Annotated in this window: 13 protein-coding genes, 3 pseudogenes and 1 riboswitch; of the genes and pseudogenes, 2 read left to right on the top strand and 14 right to left on the bottom strand. The window is 43.1% G+C overall.

Annotation, left to right across the window (positions count from 1 at the left end):
- Positions 1–62 precede the first annotated feature (62 nt).
- The 6 genes and pseudogenes from BMMGA3_RS18760 to BMMGA3_RS18305 form a co-directional block, all read right to left on the bottom strand.
- A pseudogene (locus tag BMMGA3_RS18760) lies at positions 63–639 on the bottom strand (chorismate synthase); the annotation flags it as partial.
- 15 nt (positions 640–654) lie between these two features.
- A complete protein-coding gene (locus BMMGA3_RS07180) occupies positions 655–849 on the bottom strand; it encodes a hypothetical protein (protein WP_038502142.1) in 195 nt (64 codons plus the stop codon).
- Between the two features lie 114 nt (positions 850–963).
- Positions 964–1,551, bottom strand: coding sequence for a 3-dehydroquinate synthase family protein (locus BMMGA3_RS17230; RefSeq protein WP_259674481.1), 588 nt, complete (start codon positions 1,549–1,551; stop codon positions 964–966).
- A gap of 11 nt (positions 1,552–1,562) precedes the next feature.
- Positions 1,563–1,739, bottom strand: coding sequence for a hypothetical protein (locus BMMGA3_RS18755; protein ID WP_003349765.1), 177 nt, complete (start codon positions 1,737–1,739; stop codon positions 1,563–1,565).
- 6 nt (positions 1,740–1,745) lie between these two features.
- Complete coding sequence (gene aroC / locus BMMGA3_RS07170) at positions 1,746–2,918, bottom strand: chorismate synthase (RefSeq protein WP_003349767.1); 1,173 nt, start codon at positions 2,916–2,918, stop codon at positions 1,746–1,748.
- 627 nt (positions 2,919–3,545) lie between these two features.
- A pseudogene (locus BMMGA3_RS18305) lies at positions 3,546–3,701 on the bottom strand (UTP--glucose-1-phosphate uridylyltransferase); the annotation flags it as partial.
- A 162-nt stretch (positions 3,702–3,863) separates the two neighbouring features.
- Positions 3,864–3,965, top strand: a riboswitch (purine riboswitch).
- Positions 3,966–4,163: 198 nt separating this feature from the next.
- Between BMMGA3_RS18305 and BMMGA3_RS07165 the strand changes: the two are divergent.
- Entirely contained in the window at positions 4,164–5,345 is a 1,182-nt protein-coding gene (locus BMMGA3_RS07165) for a nucleoside transporter C-terminal domain-containing protein (RefSeq protein WP_003349768.1), read from the top strand.
- 233 nt (positions 5,346–5,578) lie between these two features.
- On the opposite strand, the pseudogene cysI reads toward BMMGA3_RS07165, so the two are convergent.
- Together cysI and BMMGA3_RS07155 are read right to left on the bottom strand one after the other, a co-directional pair.
- Positions 5,579–7,296, bottom strand: a pseudogene (cysI, locus tag BMMGA3_RS07160) (assimilatory sulfite reductase (NADPH) hemoprotein subunit).
- Positions 7,297–7,322: 26 nt separating this feature from the next.
- Positions 7,323–9,143 (bottom strand): assimilatory sulfite reductase (NADPH) flavoprotein subunit, encoded by a 1,821-nt coding sequence (locus tag BMMGA3_RS07155; protein ID WP_003349769.1) that lies wholly within the window; start codon positions 9,141–9,143, stop codon positions 7,323–7,325.
- A 273-nt stretch (positions 9,144–9,416) separates the two neighbouring features.
- Here BMMGA3_RS07155 and BMMGA3_RS07150 point away from each other — a divergent pair, with 273 nt between their 5' ends.
- The gene (locus BMMGA3_RS07150) at positions 9,417–10,325 is read left to right on the top strand and encodes a LysR family transcriptional regulator (RefSeq protein WP_003349770.1); all 909 of its coding nucleotides are present in this window, start codon (positions 9,417–9,419) and stop codon (positions 10,323–10,325) included.
- A gap of 129 nt (positions 10,326–10,454) precedes the next feature.
- Here BMMGA3_RS07150 and ltrA read toward each other — a convergent pair whose 3' ends face one another.
- The 6 genes from ltrA to BMMGA3_RS07125 all read right to left on the bottom strand — a co-directional run bounded on the left by ltrA (position 10,455) and on the right by BMMGA3_RS07125 (position 15,713).
- The gene (gene ltrA / locus BMMGA3_RS07145; RefSeq protein ID WP_003347278.1) at positions 10,455–11,714 is read right to left on the bottom strand and encodes a group II intron reverse transcriptase/maturase; all 1,260 of its coding nucleotides are present in this window, start codon (positions 11,712–11,714) and stop codon (positions 10,455–10,457) included.
- Positions 11,656–11,841: a hypothetical protein gene (locus BMMGA3_RS17220; protein WP_003347276.1), complete on the bottom strand. Its 186-nt coding sequence runs from the start codon at positions 11,839–11,841 to the stop codon at positions 11,656–11,658. Before BMMGA3_RS17220 ends, ltrA begins: the two co-directional genes overlap by 59 nt.
- Before the next feature lie 504 nt (positions 11,842–12,345).
- The gene (thiM, locus tag BMMGA3_RS07140) at positions 12,346–13,140 is read right to left on the bottom strand and encodes a hydroxyethylthiazole kinase (RefSeq protein ID WP_038502139.1); all 795 of its coding nucleotides are present in this window, start codon (positions 13,138–13,140) and stop codon (positions 12,346–12,348) included.
- A 38-nt stretch (positions 13,141–13,178) separates the two neighbouring features.
- Positions 13,179–14,180, bottom strand: coding sequence for an ABC transporter substrate-binding protein (locus tag BMMGA3_RS07135; protein ID WP_004433795.1), 1,002 nt, complete (start codon positions 14,178–14,180; stop codon positions 13,179–13,181).
- Positions 14,181–14,203: 23 nt separating this feature from the next.
- Positions 14,204–14,971 (bottom strand): ABC transporter permease, encoded by a 768-nt coding sequence (locus BMMGA3_RS07130; protein ID WP_004433793.1) that lies wholly within the window; start codon positions 14,969–14,971, stop codon positions 14,204–14,206.
- Complete coding sequence (locus tag BMMGA3_RS07125) at positions 14,961–15,713, bottom strand: ABC transporter ATP-binding protein (RefSeq protein ID WP_004433791.1); 753 nt, start codon at positions 15,711–15,713, stop codon at positions 14,961–14,963. The genes BMMGA3_RS07130 and BMMGA3_RS07125 overlap by 11 nt, the downstream gene beginning before the upstream one ends.
- Positions 15,714–15,715: the final 2 nt, after the last annotated feature.

Below are 15,715 nucleotides of genomic sequence, written 5' to 3'. Positions count from 1 at the left end.
TCGGCATTAACGAAACAAAAAGACGACTCTTATTCATTTTGAATGAGTAGTCGTCTTTTCATTCATTCCAACATTGCGGCATGTCGTTTGAACTGATCCTCCAAAACGAGACATGCCATGGCCTCGATGACTGGCACGATTCTCGGGCAAATACACGGATCATGCCTGCCTTCTTTCCGAATCTCCAGTTCTTCTCCTCTAACGTTGATCGTCTTCTGCGGAACTGAAATCGATGACGTCGGCTTTACGACAAATCGGAAAATGATTTCTTGTCCTGTACTTATTCCGCCGATAATCCCACCCGAATGATTAGACAAAAAACCAGCGGAGCTCATGCTCGTCGTTATGCTCGCTTCCAAGCATCGAAGCTGCGGAGAAGCCAGAACCAAATTCTATGCCTTTCACCGCGCCGATAGATAACATTGCCTTGACTAACTCTGCATCCAGCTTATCGAATACCGTTTCACCGATGCCGGGGATGATACCGTGGATCCGGCATTCTACGATGCCTCCGCAGCTGTCGCCAACCGCCGCCAACTGCTCGATCTTCTTCGTCATTTCAGTTGCTGCTGTCGGGTCGCAGGCACGGACGGCATTTTGCTCGATGGCTTTCTCTTCGAACGACCGACATGCTATTCCCCGATTTCTTTCGTACTATCCATAAGGATAAATTGCAAATGATTCATCGAAATTGCGGATACTTTCCTTAACGGCTTTTGAGCAGCCAAAAGGATTTTCGTTCGAAGCGAGCTTTGTGATGCTATAAAGCCCGTATTGCTTTTTCACTTTCTGGATGGATTTACCGGGCTGATAAGGCTTTAACTTTAGAACAGCATTTTTCCATTTCATATCATTCACCTCTTTTTATGAATCAACGCTTTAAATAGTATAACGGCTTTACATAGCGTCGATTGTTTTTCATAATTTTTGCCACGATTCAGGACAAATGCTCAGGTCGCTTTTTCATCGACTGTCGTTGCACCCCTGACATCTTTTTTGGCCAAAGTTCAGATACGCTCTTACCCCTGATTCTTTTTCATCTTCTGCAACGACCGCTGCCTTTATTTCGATTCCTCTTTTAATCATGTGCATGAGCTTTTCTTCTGTCAGCTCCTCCAGGCTGCTCACAGAAGATATCAGCCAGTCATAAAAACTGCCATCCTGGATGAGGGCTTCCTTTATGACCTCGGCAAAGCCGGATCTCAGCTCTTTATCCGGCAATGTCTTCAAAAATGATAGATCGAAAAACACAGCTTCCGGCTGATAAAAAACGCCAATCATGTTCTTTCCCTGCGGATGGTTGATAGCGACCTTGCTGCCAACCGCACTGTCATGGGCCAGCAATGTTGTCGGGATCTGGATAAACGGAATCCCCCTCATGAATGTTGCTGCAACAAAACCGGCCAAGTCGCCGACTGCCCCGCCTCCAAGCGCAATGATCATCGATTTTCTATTCAAATTGTTTGAGAGCGCAAAGCATTGGGACTGATAGAAAACTTCGAATGTTTTGGCCTGTTCGCCCTCAAGGGATATATATTTATAGATTGGCAAGCCTGTGCGGGCTAGTATTTTTTTACGGTATGTAAATGAAGTCCTGCCACTTTTTCATCTGTAATAATCATGATCTTCCTAATATGGGCATAATGATCCAGGATAAAACCAGGCAGTGAATCGGCAGCGTTGTTCCCTAAAAAAACCGGGTACGACTTCGACGGCGTTTTAATTTTGATGATTTCCATAGCTTATTAAAACTCCTTTGCCTCTTTCTTATGGGCTTCAATCGCCTCGGCCAATTTATCAAAGCGGTCTGAAGGAAATTGATCAACAATCGCAGCCGCCAACTCCCAAGCTACTACAGCTTCAGCAACCACTGCAGCTGCCGGTACCGCACAGCTGTCTGAACGCTCGATGCTTGCAGCAAATACTTCCTTCGTATCAATGTCCACACTTTGCAGAGGTTTGTATAAGGTAGGAATGGGTTTCATGACACCCCGGACAATAATCGGCATTCCTGTCGTCATTCCGCCTTCCAAACCGCCAAGGCGATTTGTTTTACGGTAGTAGCCTTGTTCCTGGTTCCAAAGGATTTCATCATGTACTTCACTGCCCGGCAAATGGGCCGCTTCGAAACCAATACCTATTTCTACACCTTTAAAAGCGTTTATGCTGACGATGGCAGCCGCTAGCTTCGCGTCAAGCTTCCGGTCATAATGTACATAGCTTCCAACACCTACAGGCATTCCCTCTGCGACAACTTCAACAATCCCGCCTATGGAATCACCTTTTTTCTTAGCGTCGTCAATGGCATCCATCATAGCTTGTTCGGCATTGGCGTCAAAGCAGCGGACAGGAGAAGCTTCCGTGCGCTGCTGTAATTCACGAATTGATGTATACACGGGCGGGTTTGCCTTGATTCCCCCTATTTCGATTACATGGGAAGCAACTTCAATCCCGAGAAGGGATAAAAGTTTTTTTGCGACAGCACCTGCAGCGACCCGGACAGCGGTTTCCCTGGCAGATGAACGCTCGAGGACATTCCGTAGATCACGGTGGCCATATTTAATTCCGCCGTTTAAATCGGCATGGCCCGGCCGCGGCCGCGTGATTTTTCTTTTAACGTCTTCAGCTTCCGCCTTGTCGAGCGGTTCACTTCCCATAATTTTGGTCCAATGCGTCCAGTCGTTGTTTTCGACGACCAATGCGATTGGTGAGCCAAGTGTATAACCATGCCTGATTCCTGACGCAATGCGCGCCTGGTCTTTTTCAATTTGCATTCTTCTGCCGCGGCCATGCCCCTTCTGCCTGCGTGCAAGTTCATTGTTTATATCTTCTTCGGTAACCGGCATGCCGGCAGGCAACCCCTCTATGATAGTGGTTAACTGCGGCCCATGGGATTCTCCAGCCGTTAAATATCTCATTTTTCCCTTCCCCCTCATAAATCTTTAAAGGATTTATGTATCAATATACAATAGTTTTAAGAAACAGTATTTATGCTTCTTTTTTTAGAGAATTTCAAAAAAACTGATTCCCAATAACATCAGCCTCATAATGCGACGAACAAGACACAATTCCCAGCCAAACCTATTTGCAAAGTCCCCCAAGTTATTTCCTTCCGCCTAAGTTCATATATCTGTAAAATTATTGCGAAGCGTGCTATCCTCCTTTGCCTAATGGAATACTTGGAGTTAATGGGACAACCAAAAATGGGGTAACCCACATGATTGCAACGAATACTTTTGTATTGAGTTTTGCATTAGCGGCTTTATTTCAGTCGTTCTGTTTGCAAATTGAAACAGGAATAACTTACATATACCTTTTTTCAAATTGAAATAGGTCTTTTGTGCTGCGATTATGCAGAGGTGGTTTTAGGATGTTTGTTTCACCAATGCTTTTATACAAATCTGATCATCCATTTGATGATGAGCAATAATAGAGGAGCTTAAAGGTAGACTCAGAGTTTACTAAAAGGTGTATAGATGAAGCTCTTTATCCGTCGTCTTTAGCACATTATTGACTGCGTATAAGGGGTTTGGATGAGTATCTGACCTCTGCAGCAAGCTGATTTTCCCCATTTCCTCTAAGTTGCTTTCTAATTCGTGGACAAAATCAAAATAATCTTCAATCGCTCTTTTCCCTTTCCCAGTGACAATGATAATATCTTCTATTCCAGAAAGCTTTGCTTCTTCTACAATATATACTATTTCATACCGCTGACAGTACTATTAGTACGATAAAATTTAACTCTCATCTCAATAAATTGAGGATATCAAACTAATCAGCCACAACATTTATATTAATATAATAATTGCAACATTAACTAAACATATTGATAATCTATATTAATTAGTTATACTGATATCTATTCCTAAAAAATTTAATATCCTTGTATAATATCAGTTTAAATGGTCTGATAGTTTCTACCCCGCAGCCGAAAATGCAGGACTACAAGGAAGTGTGCAAAATATAAAAGATGAGTGATCTATTGTTCATTCAAAACTTGTGAAAAGGGAATTTGGATGAACCTAGAGTCATTTCATATACAAGCTCTTATTTTTCCATGCTTTCTATCTTTTGGCTGAAAGTGCGGAAAATAAGGGCTTTTTTGTATGCAAAAATATTATCTTGTATAAGAATCAGAGGAGGACATGACATAGTTTTTTCTATTGAATGCAATTGGAGTTTTAGTTGTATTAGGTCTCGTTTACTTATGTTCACCAAATAAGAAAAATGTTAAATGGAAATTCATTTTGATCTTATTAATGGTTGAATTTCTAATTACCTGGTTTATGTTATCGACTAAAATTAGAGCTTGGATCATCAATCAAATCGCATCTTTCTTTACATGGCTTATTTCATGTGCAAATGAAGGGATTTCTTTCGTCTTTCCTTCTGCTATGGCTAACGAACACGTCGATTTCTTTTTCAGCGCCTTGATGCCTATCATTTTCATTATTACCTTCTTTGATATTCTATCGTATTTCGGTATACTGACTTGGAATATCGACAAAGTAGGCTGGGTTATCGCAAAAATATCAGGCTTGCCAAAACTTGAGAGCTTTTTCTCTATTCAAATGATGTTTTTAGGAAATACGGAAGCACTTGCCGTACTCCGTCAGCAGCTCAGTGTCCTAAAACAGCAGCGTTTACTCACTTTCGGAATCATGAGCATGAGCAGCATAAGCGGGTCCATCATTGGAGCTTACTTATCTATGGTTCCGGCGACATATGTATTTGCAGCCATTCCTTTAAACTGTTTAAATGCTTTATTGATTGCAAATATGTTAAACCCTGTTAACATAAGCAAAGAAGAAGATATCGTTTATGTTCCGGATAAAGGACAGCGCAAAGACTTCTTTTCCACCATCTCGAATAGTATGCTAGTTGGAATCCGGATGGTTATTGTCATCGCAGCAATGGTTATCGGCTATGTAGCTCTTACGGCTGGATTAAATGGAATTTTAGGATTTTTTGTTGACGGATTGACCATTCAGAAAATATTCTCTATTATCTTTAGCCCATTCGCATACTTGCTCGGTTTGTCTGGAAAGGATGCCATTTATGTCGCTCAATTAATGGGAATAAAGCTTGCTACGAATGAATTTGTGGCGATGCTGGACATAAAAGATAAGATTAACACCCTGGCTCCGCATACAGTGGCGGTTGCGGTGACCTTCCTAACGTCATTTGCGAATTTTAGTACAGTTGGAATGATTTATGGAACGTTCAATTCCGTCGTTGATGAAGAAAAATCGCAGATAATTGGAAAAAATGTATGGAAATTACTCGTAAGCGGTATGGCTGTTTCACTTTTAAGTGCCATGGTTGTCGGATTATTCATTTGGTAAGCATCAATTTTAATAAATGCTATAAATGCTATATGGAACGAAGGGGGTGCTAAGGCAGCCCCTTTTTCTTTGTGCTGGGCCAGTCAGTATAAAGGTTTATAAATAAAAAGCCGGGTTATCAAGGGCTTGAGAGGAACCAAAAAAGCCGACCAATTGGCCGACTCTCTTTATCTCACACTATAACGCCGTTCTATTTATTAGACAGAAATGCGCTCCTGTCTCTGATTTCTTGATCAATCATGAAAATTCGTGCCGTCTGTTGTAGCTTTGACTATACCTGCCCGGATGACAAAATCTCCGAAGTGCTCGCCTTCCTGCCGTTCCTTTGCGTAGCGGGAAAGAAGCACACGAAGTTCGCTCAAAATTTCTTCTTCCCCGATATTTTCGCGGTACATTTTGCTTAGGCGGCAGCCGTCAAAGGCTGCGCCGAGATACATATTGTATTTTCCGGGTGCCTTGCCAATAAAGCCAATTTCGCCGAGCGCATGGCGGGCGCAGCCGTTCGGGCAGCCGGTCATGCGAATGGTAATTTCTTCGTCGCGCAGTCCGTTTTCATCAATAATGGCATCAATCTTGTCAAGAAGGACCGGCAAATAACGTTCTGCCTCGGCCATCGCAAGTCCGCACGTCGGAAGAGCGACGCAAGCGAGTGAACTTCGACGGAGCGCCGTATAATGCTTGCCGTCTGTCAAACCGTATTGTTCGATCAGTTCGTTGATCTTTTTCTTATTTTCGCTCGATACATTGGCAATGATCAGATTTTGATTGGCTGTCAGCCGGAAATCACCGGTATGGATTTTGGCGATTTCGCGCAGGCCGGTCATCAGTTTATAATCATCAAAATCCGCAATGCGTCCACCTTGGACAAACAGCGTAAAGTGCCATTTTCCTTGAACGCCTTCCACCCAGCCATAGCGGTCGCCGTTATGGTCGAAATGAAACGGTTTCGCTTCGACCAGCCTCCAGCCGAGGCGGTTTTCCAGTTCTTCCTTAACTGTTTCCAGCCCGAGCCGGTCAACAGTGTACTTGAACCGGGCATTTTTGCGATCGGAACGATTTCCGTAGTCACGCTGAATCGTGATGACTTTTTCCGCCACCTCAAGAATTTGGCCTGGTGTACAAAAGCCGATTACTTTGGCAAGCTGCGGATATGTCGTTTTATCGCCGTGCGTCATGCCCATGCCGCCGCCGATTGCCACGTTAAAACCGACAAGCCTGCCATCTTCCACAATCGCAATGAATCCAAGATCCTGCGAAAAGACATCTATGTCATTTGATGGCGGAACGGCGATGCCGATCTTAAACTTACGCGGCAAATAAAGCGGTCCGTACATTGGTTCGACTTCTTCCATTTCAGGAGTTCCGGCCACTTTTTCTTCATCAAGCCAAAGCTCATGATATGCTCTTGTGCGCGGCAATAAATAATCGCTCAATCGTTTCGACCATTCATATACTTCGGAATGGATCTCTGATTGGTAAGGATTCGGGTTGCACATGACATTCCGGTTCACGTCCCCGCACGCAGCAATTGTATCCAACAGGGCAGCATGAATTCCTGGATCGTTTTTTTCATATTCCATTTTAAAATCCCATGCATTTGAAACGTCATGCGTGTTGTCAGTTTTAAGGTGCCGTTTGCGTTTTTTTGGGCTAATTCATCCAAGACAAGCCATTGGGCCGGTGTTGCTACACCTCCCGGCAAACGGACGCGGAGCATGAACTGATAAGCAGGTTCCAGTTTTTGCTTTTGGCGTTCGTTGCGCAGATCCCTGTCATCCTGCAAGTAGCTGCCGTGAAATTTCATCAGGCGATTGTCATCATCGGGAATTCCCGCACTGAGCCGGTCCAGCATCGACTCCTTCAGCGTTCCGCGCAAATAATCGCTTTCTTCTTTAATGCGTTCTACATCGCTTGGCGGTCCCTCCGGGGCTGTTATAATTTTGTTAACCATGTTGATAAACTCCTTTCAACAGAAAATTAATATACATCACGCTGGTAGCGTTTTTGCTGCTGCATGCCGGTAAGATAGTCTTCCGCTTTTTCGCTGCTCATGCCGCCTTCTTTTGCGATAATCTCAACTAAAGTGTTATGAACGTCACGTGCCATGTTTTTCTCATCGCCGCAAATATAAACAACTGCTCCTTCTTCAAGCCACTCGAATAATTCTTTGCTGTGTTCAAGCATACGGTGCTGCACATACACTTTCTCATCCGTATCACGCGAAAACGCGACATCCATTTTCGTGAGCACACCGTCTTTCAGCCACTTTTGCCATTCTGTTTGGTAGAGGAAATCCGTCGTGAAGTGCTGGTCTCCGAAAAACAGCCATGATTTCCCTTTCGCCCCGATTTCTTCACGTTCCTGCATAAAGGAGCGGAACGGAGCTATGCCTGTGCCCGGTCCAACCATGATGATCGGCGTATCCGGGTTATTTGGCAGCTTAAAGTTTTGGTTATGCTGAATGTAAACCGGCAGCGTGTCCCCCGGCTGCAAACGATCTGCACATAAAATAGAGCAGACACCTTTTCGTTCGCGGCCGTGTGTATGATACCTGACGGCGCCGATCGTCAAATGCACTTCATCTGGATTCGCGGATAAACTGCTCGCGATCGAATAAAGGCGGGCGGGCATTTTTCTGAGAATGGAGATAAACTCTTGCGCCGATACGCTCCACGGACCAAAATCACGGACCAAATCAAGCAAATCGCGCCCTTCAAGATATCCTTTTAATTTTTCTTCATTGCCCGGCGATAACAACCTGCCTAATTCCTCATTCGCTGAAAGCTTTGCCGCCTTTTCAAGAAGCAGTTTTGTTAAAACAGTAATTTCAAAGTGGGAGATGAGCGCTTCTTTGAGCGGACGGACATCTCCTTGTTGTTTATTGACCGTCACGATTTCTTCCGGATCCCATTTCATTTCCTTAATAAGCATCTCGACAAGAGCCGGATCGTTCTCCGGATAAATCCCTAGGCTGTCACCAGGTTCAAATGTGAGGCCAGACCCTTCAAGCGATAACTCAATATGGCGCGTTTCTTTATTTGAGCCGCGGCCGTTCAAGTTAATATTTTCAAGCACTTCCGCTCTAAACGGATTTGTTCTAGAATACGTCGATTCAAATGCTTGAGGTGCAGCTGCCGCAACAGAAGCAGCACTTTCTACTTTCGCATCGCTTAAGCCATTAAGGACGCCTTCAAGCCATTCGGCCGCCGGCTCGTCATAGTCAAGGTCGCAGTCAAAGCGCGGATAAAGCCGTGTGCCGCCAAGCTCTGACAGGCGAGAATCAAATTTTTTTCCCGTTTGGCAAAAAAACTCATACGAGCTGTCTCCTAGCGCCAAAACAGAATATCGGAGGCCGTCAACCTTTGGCGCCCTCCTCCCATGAAGAAACTCATGGAACGACAGAGCGTTATCCGGAGGGTCGCCTTCTCCATGTGTGCTCACGATAATAAGCAGGTTTTGGACCTTCTTCAAATTGTTCGGCTTGAAATCGCTCATGGATAAGACGGTTGCCTTAAAACCGCGGCCCTCAAGCGTCTTTCCTGCCTTCTCCGCAAGCCCTTGGGCGTTGCCTGTCTGTGATCCATAAAGGATGGTCACTTCTTTTGAGATCTGTCCGGTGCTTTTCGCAGGAAGTTCTGCCGCAGGCGCTTCTTGAGTTCCCGAAACGAAAGCTGAATGGGACGCGGCCAGATAACCGCTCAGCCATACTTTTTGTGTTTCTGTCAAAGTCGACAGAAGGCGGTTTAGGAGCTCTGTCTGCTCCTGATTAAACGGACTGTTCATTACCTGAAGTTGCAACGATTTCCACCTCACAAAGGAATAAAACTTATATAAGGTCATCAATATTAAGATGACAGATTTCATTCCCTAAATATTCATTATCCCTATAAATTAAGTCGGATATAAAGTTCTCATTCATCCGAAAATGCCCAAGGATAGGCTCTTTTCAAAAGATATTTGTTTAAATTTTTGAAAAAGTTTTAATTTAACTTTACCGTAAAACACGGCATTAGTAAAATAAATATAAATTATTATCACTATTAAAATTACTAATAATGAGGCGGGATAACTTTGCACTATGAAGAGTTAAAAACGTTTGTAACCCTTGCAGAAGTTAAGAATTTCACAAAAACAGCCGAAATCCTTCTCATGTCACAGCCAAGTGTAAGTTTGCATATAAAAAATCTGGAAAAAGAATTCCAAACAAAATTATTTCTTCGTTCTCCAAAATTCTTACAAATCACCCCAACAGGAGAGATATTATACGACCGCGCAAAGCAAATGATCACGATCTACGAACAGACGAGACAAGACATTCTCGAACATGATAACTCCATAAATGGAGTATTAAAAATAGGCGCTAGTTTTACTATTGGCGAGTATTTCTTGCCATCTTTGCTTTTTGACCTTCAAAACGATTATCCAGAACTTGAACTGCAAGTTACAATTGGAAACACAGAAGAAATCGTTCAATCTGTCAGGTTGTATCAAGTCGATATCGGGTTAATTGAAGGTCAAACAAATGAAAAGGAGCTTTCCGTACACGCTTTTATGCAAGATGAGCTATTTATTATTTCTTCGAACAAACATGAGCTTGCTTGTAAAGATGAAGTTACGATGGCTGACCTTCAGAATCAAACATGGATAACCAGAGAAGTTGGATCAGGTACACGAGAATATCTTAACCACGTCATTCGTTCAAATGGTTTGAAAGTGAAATCGCTTCTTACCATCAGTAGCAATCAGGGAATTAAAGAAACACTGATCAATGGTATGGGGCTTTCTCTCCTATCCCGAAGCGTCATTGAAAGAGATGTACAGCATAGGAATCTTTCTATAATACCGTTGAAAGATCAGTCCTTTTACCGAACGCTTTCCTACATTTATTCCCCCATTATGCAAGATAAAAAGAACGTGATGACATTTATCAATGCATTAAACAAAAAATGGCCTAGCAGTAAGAAAAAAATCCAATTTTGAGCTTGGTTTCTTTGTCCCTAAATGGTGCCCCCTGTTTAAGTCAAGAAACAATCAAATCGAGTAGGAGGGGGTGACTAACCCCCGACCTCTCACACCACCGTACGTACCGTTCGGTATACGGCGGTTCAATTAAGTATGACGTAGAAAATGATATCTCTCGAATAGACTTCTTAACCCTTGTTGACTCCAGTAGGAGTTATCGAGGGTTTTGTGTAGAATGGGACTGCAGGCAATCCGCCAGTATTTCTTGCGTGTATTGCCCCACTCGATTGCTTTATGACTTGGAACACCTAATGCTCTAAGTTTCCGAATTCTTGTTTTCGGCGTTTTCCACTCTTTCCATAAACACATTCGAAGTCTTCGTCTTATCCATTCATCAAATTCTTTGAACTTGCTTGGTGTATCTGCCAAGGCAAAATATCCACACCATCCCATTAGGTACATGTTCAGTTTCTCAATTCTTTCCTCCATTCGATACGGTTTGGATCTGGATGTGATTTCACGGATCTTGTTCTTGAATCGTTTCACACTTTCTTTCGCCATCCGTATCTTGGGTGTTTTGTTTGGTGTAAAGCTAAAACCGAGAAACTTCCGTTTCCAAGGACGGTCTACCGCCGATTTCTCTTTATTTACCTTGAGCTTTAATTCCTTCTCGATAAAGTTAGTAATGGAGTTCATGACACGAATTCCTGCTTTCTTTGTTTTCACGTAGATATTACAGTCATCCGCGTACCGTACAAATTTATGTCCACGTTTCTCAAGTTCCTTGTCCAACTCGTGAAGCATGATGTTTGATAATAGTGGACTAAGCGGTCCACCTTGTGGCGTTCCCATGTCTGTTTCCATTACCACTCCATTTATCATCACGCCTGATTGAAGATACCGGCGGATTAACTTAAGTAAAATCCGATCTTCGATCGTTTTCGCCAAGATCCCCATCAGTTTGTCGTGGTTCACCTTGTCAAAGAATTTCTCTAAGTCTATATCGACCACCCAGCGATATCCTTCTTTGATATAGCCCTTTGCTTTCCTGACCGCGTCATGTCCTCTGCGGCTTGGGCGAAAGCCGTAGCTATGTTCAGAGAAGGTCGGATCGAAGATTCTCGTTAACACTTGGGCGATCGCTTGTTGAATGAAACGATCAGTCACGGTGGGGATACCTAGAAGTCTTACTCCGCCGTTCGGTTTCGGGATTTCGACTCGACGAACGGGTAAGGGTTTGTAGGTTCCCTCTCTTAACGACTGTCGAATGGAGTCCCAGTTTTCATAGAGGTGTCTCCGTAGGTCTTTTGCGGGCATGCCATCTACTCCGTGACTTCCTTTATTCTGTTCAACTCGTTTTAATGCCGTTAGGAGATTTTCCCGTGACAAAATCAGTTCCATCAACATAGATATCCTCTCCACGTGAACGAATCCCTCTATTTGTGCCATCTTCTGCTCCACCCTCTTGAAGTCCCCCGTGGGATTCACCACTTCCTCCTTCAAGTAAGTCCTGCCGGATTGTCTGCTTCAACACAGAAGATGAACGCGTAGTGTTTCGTTCTCCTTAATTGTTCGGTCCTTCCTCTTTCGTCTCGAGCTCGAAAGAGTACTATGACCTCTGCTGACTTCTGACTGCTCAGCTATCTATCGCTAGATAGGTTACCAAGATTACTTGGCGTGCCAGTCAGATCTCCCCGGGTAAGAGTGTAATCTTTCCTTCCATCTATCTGCTTCATTTACTCTGTATCACCTTCGGCAGAAAGGGCTTTGTTTTGTTTTGCAAACTCACCCAGTGATACCTAGCCTTATATGAAGTTCGTATTCCTCAGACCGGAAGTTTGCCGTCCGCTTCCTTCAGATTCCGCGTTACCACGGACACCCTTGCGTTATGCTAACTGCTACTTCTGCCTTCACAGCTCGGGACTTGCACCCTATAGATTACACCCATGCCGGGCGCACAAAAAGAGCGAACTCCTTTTAAATCAAAGGATTTCGCTCTTTCTGTCATCGTTCTATTCTTTCCTTCATTTTCCAAAATTTATACTAGCTGCTGAATCTTCTCCCGTTGCTCCAATATTTCATTCGAAACATTAGCCAATTGATTTAGAAATTCGATTTGGAAACTGCCAGGACCTTGTTCAGCTGTTTTAGCTGCTGCCAGCTCTGCAGCTACACCATAAAAAGCTAAAGCTTCAGCCGACGCATATAGAGGGTCTTCTGATGCTGCAAGGAAAGCACCGATAACCGAACTAAGCAAACAGCCCGTACCCGTCACTTTTGTTAATATAGGGTGGCCATTTTCAACAATATACGTTTTCTCTCCGTTTGTAATAACATCTTTTTTTCCTGTAATTACAACGATGCAATCAAGCTCCTTGGCAGCTTGTTGAGCGAGTGCAACAATGTCACCCTTGCCTTCTCCGGAGTCTACTCCTTTGATCGACCATTCTTTACCGATCACGTTTGCTATTTCTGCAGCATTTCCTCGCAGAACATCTACCTTAACCTCCTGCAAAATTCTTCGTGCTGATTCTGTACGGTAAGGTGTAGCACCTGCCCCAACTGGATCAAATACAACAGGTACATTGTTTTCATTCGCTGATTTACCAGCAATGATAATAGATTCTACGACTTTATCATCAAGTGTACCCATATTCAATACAAGTGCACTGGCTATTTTCGCCATATCGGCCACTTCCTCATGCGCATACGCCATCACTGGGGAAGCACCCAAAGCTAATAATCCATTCGCCGTAAAATTTGTCACAACGACATTCGTGATATTATGGATCAACGGATTCATGGTACGAACTCTTTCAATTGTTCTTATCATCCATATTCCTCCTCTTATCTGCTTGAAGACTTGCCATCTTAAAGGTTTATAAAAGCATCCTTAGCGTTTACTTTGGTTTTTACTACTTTATTGTCGTATAACCACTGTGCCACCTTTTCCCATGTAGCTTCATCCTGATAACCGAATGAATGATCTTTTGCATCCATAAGCGGCAGCAGGATTTGTAAGCTCTTTGTTTCAACGTCTTTATCTAATGGGGAGGTTTTTTCTTGATGCTTCATTAAAATAGACAAGCCTTCTTTAGGATGATCTTGAACATATTTTTGACCCTTAGAAGCCGCTGCCATAAACTTTTTATATAATTTTGGATTTTCTTTGATGGCTTTTTCACTGGCTACCAATACTAATTCATAATAATCCGGCACCCCATACTCAGTTGGATTAAACGCCTTAATAGGATGGCCCTCTTTTTCAAGCAAAATTTTCTCATGGTTTATATAGCCGCCGATGATCGCATCTGTTTTATGCGTTGCAATGGCCGGGATTAAATCCCACCCAACATCGACCATTTTAACTTTCTGCGGGTTCCCGCCATCTGATTTCACCATCGTGTGGATGATTGCTTCATCTAATGGGATTGTTGGATATCCAACCGTTTTTCCCGCTAAATCCTTTGGTGATTGAATAGGACCATCAGCAGGAGCCATTAATTGATTTAACGGATGTCGAACGATAGCTGCAAAGGATTGAACCGGAATATTTTCCCCTCGGGCAATGACTACCTCCGGTTGATAGCTAATAGCCATGTCAATCTGGTTAGCAGCAACCAATTTTAGTGGATCATTTGTATCCGCAGGCATTTTAATATCCACATCTAAGCCTTGTTCTTTAAAATAGCCCTTTTCCTTAGCGGCAAAAAGGAAGGAGTGGACTGCATTTGGATACCAGTCCAGCATTAAACTTACCTTCTGAAGGTTTGAGTTTTTATCTGAAGAGACTTCACTATTGTTATTGCCTGCACTGCAAGCACTCAATAAGACGATTAGAAGACAAGCCAAAATAGAGATCATTTTTTTCATCGAATTTTCTTCCTCTCTTACTTTTACCGAATTATATTTTTCAATAACTGCTTTTCTATAAGACCAATGAATAAAAATAGCACAATGCCTAGTAGAGAAAGCAGAAATATGGCAGCAAATACAGCATCCGCCTGCAAATTACCAGACATTCGCCGGCTAAAGTATCCTAACCCTTCGCTTGCACCGAGCCATTCCCCGATTGTAGCTCCGACAACACAATAAACAACAGACATCTTCAGTCCTGACATAAAAGACGGCAATGCCATCGGTACTTGAATTTTCTTAAAGATATCCCAGCGATTTGCACCCATCGTTAGGAGTAATTCACGGTATTCAGCTCCCCCTGATTTAAGTCCATCATATGTACTAACCACAATCGGGAAAAACGCCGTTAAAATGGTGACCGCAATTTTGCTCCAAATGGAATAGCCAAACCACATGATAAAAATGGGAGAAATCACAATCAGCGGAACCGTTTGTGATATAACGAGAAAGGGGTAGAGAACCTTTTCCAACGCCCGAGAAAAATGCATGCCAACGCCTAATAAAGTTCCCCCAAAAACGGAGAGGCAAAATCCTATTAATACCTCCCAAAGGGTTGCAGGTAAATGCACTTCCAATAATAGCTGCCTGTTATCCATTAAGGATTGGCCGATAGCCGTTGGAGAAGGCAAAATAAAGGATGGAATAAAACCTTTTCGAACGATCCATTCCCACAAGCTTATTAATAAGACGACAACCAATAAAAACAGGCCATAGTCTTCCATCCACTTTTTCCAGCTACTTTTCATCTCGAATCAGCCACTCCAATTCTTTTCTCAATGCAATAAACTCGGGTTGATAAATATGTTCTGTTTTTCTCGGCCTTGCAAGATCGACCCTCACTTCTTGAACCTTCTGCGTACCTGCACCTGGCAACAGATAGATCCGGTCGCTTAACAAAATGGCCTCTTCAAGATCGTGGGTGATAAACAGCACCGTTTTTTTTAAATCTCCCCACAATTCTAATAACCAAGTGTGCAAATTGCGTTTTGTCAGGGAATCCAAGGCACCAAACGGCTCATCTAATAATAAAAGATCTTTGCCCGTCATGATGGTTCTTAAGAAAGCAACCCGTTGCTTCATTCCTCCCGAGAGTTCATGCGGGTATGCATTCTCATATTCAGCTAAACCAAAACGGGACAACCATTCCTTTATTTCCTGCATTTTACTTTGCTTATTTTCTTTAGCAATTTCCAATGGAAGCACAACATTTTCTATTACTGTTTTCCAGGGTAAAAGGAGATCCTTTTGAGGCATAAAACCGACCTTCCCTAATCTTGTTCCAGAAGGCTGACCGTCTATCCATATTTGTCCTTCGTTAGGCTCGAGCAAACCGGCAATCAATTTAAAAAGCGTACTTTTCCCTGACCCGCTCGCTCCAATTACCGAAACGAACTCCCCTTTTTTTACATCCATTGAAATGCCTTGAAAAATTGTTTTCGTCTCCCCCTCGTTTTGATAAGAATACGAGAGGTCTTTTATAGATAACATGC

The sequence above is a fragment of the Bacillus methanolicus MGA3 genome (assembly GCF_000724485.1).
Taxonomy (GTDB): domain Bacteria; phylum Bacillota; class Bacilli; order Bacillales; family Cytobacillaceae; genus Bacillus_Z; species Bacillus_Z methanolicus_A.
Note: the sequence above shows the minus strand (reverse complement) of the source record. Positions and strands in the feature narration are given on the sequence as shown.

What these genes read in the sequence shown, in the direction of transcription:
- aroC (WP_003349767.1), bottom strand. Translation starts at nt 2,918, where the DNA reads ATGAGATATTTAACGGCTGGAGAATCCCATGGGCCGCAGTTAACCACT.
- BMMGA3_RS07180 (WP_038502142.1), bottom strand. Translation starts at nt 849, where the DNA reads ATGAAATGGAAAAATGCTGTTCTAAAGTTAAAGCCTTATCAGCCCGGT.
- ltrA (WP_003347278.1), bottom strand. Translation starts at nt 11,714, where the DNA reads ATGTTGATGGAACTGATTTTGTCACGGGAAAATCTCCTAACGGCATTA.
- thiM (WP_038502139.1), bottom strand. Translation starts at nt 13,140, where the DNA reads ATGATAAGAACAATTGAAAGAGTTCGTACCATGAATCCGTTGATCCAT.
- BMMGA3_RS07125 (WP_004433791.1), bottom strand. Translation starts at nt 15,713, where the DNA reads ATGTTATCTATAAAAGACCTCTCGTATTCTTATCAAAACGAGGGGGAG.
- BMMGA3_RS18755 (WP_003349765.1), bottom strand. Translation starts at nt 1,739, where the DNA reads ATGGAAATCATCAAAATTAAAACGCCGTCGAAGTCGTACCCGGTTTTT.
- BMMGA3_RS07130 (WP_004433793.1), bottom strand. Translation starts at nt 14,971, where the DNA reads ATGAAAAGTAGCTGGAAAAAGTGGATGGAAGACTATGGCCTGTTTTTA.
- BMMGA3_RS07135 (WP_004433795.1), bottom strand. Translation starts at nt 14,180, where the DNA reads ATGAAAAAAATGATCTCTATTTTGGCTTGTCTTCTAATCGTCTTATTG.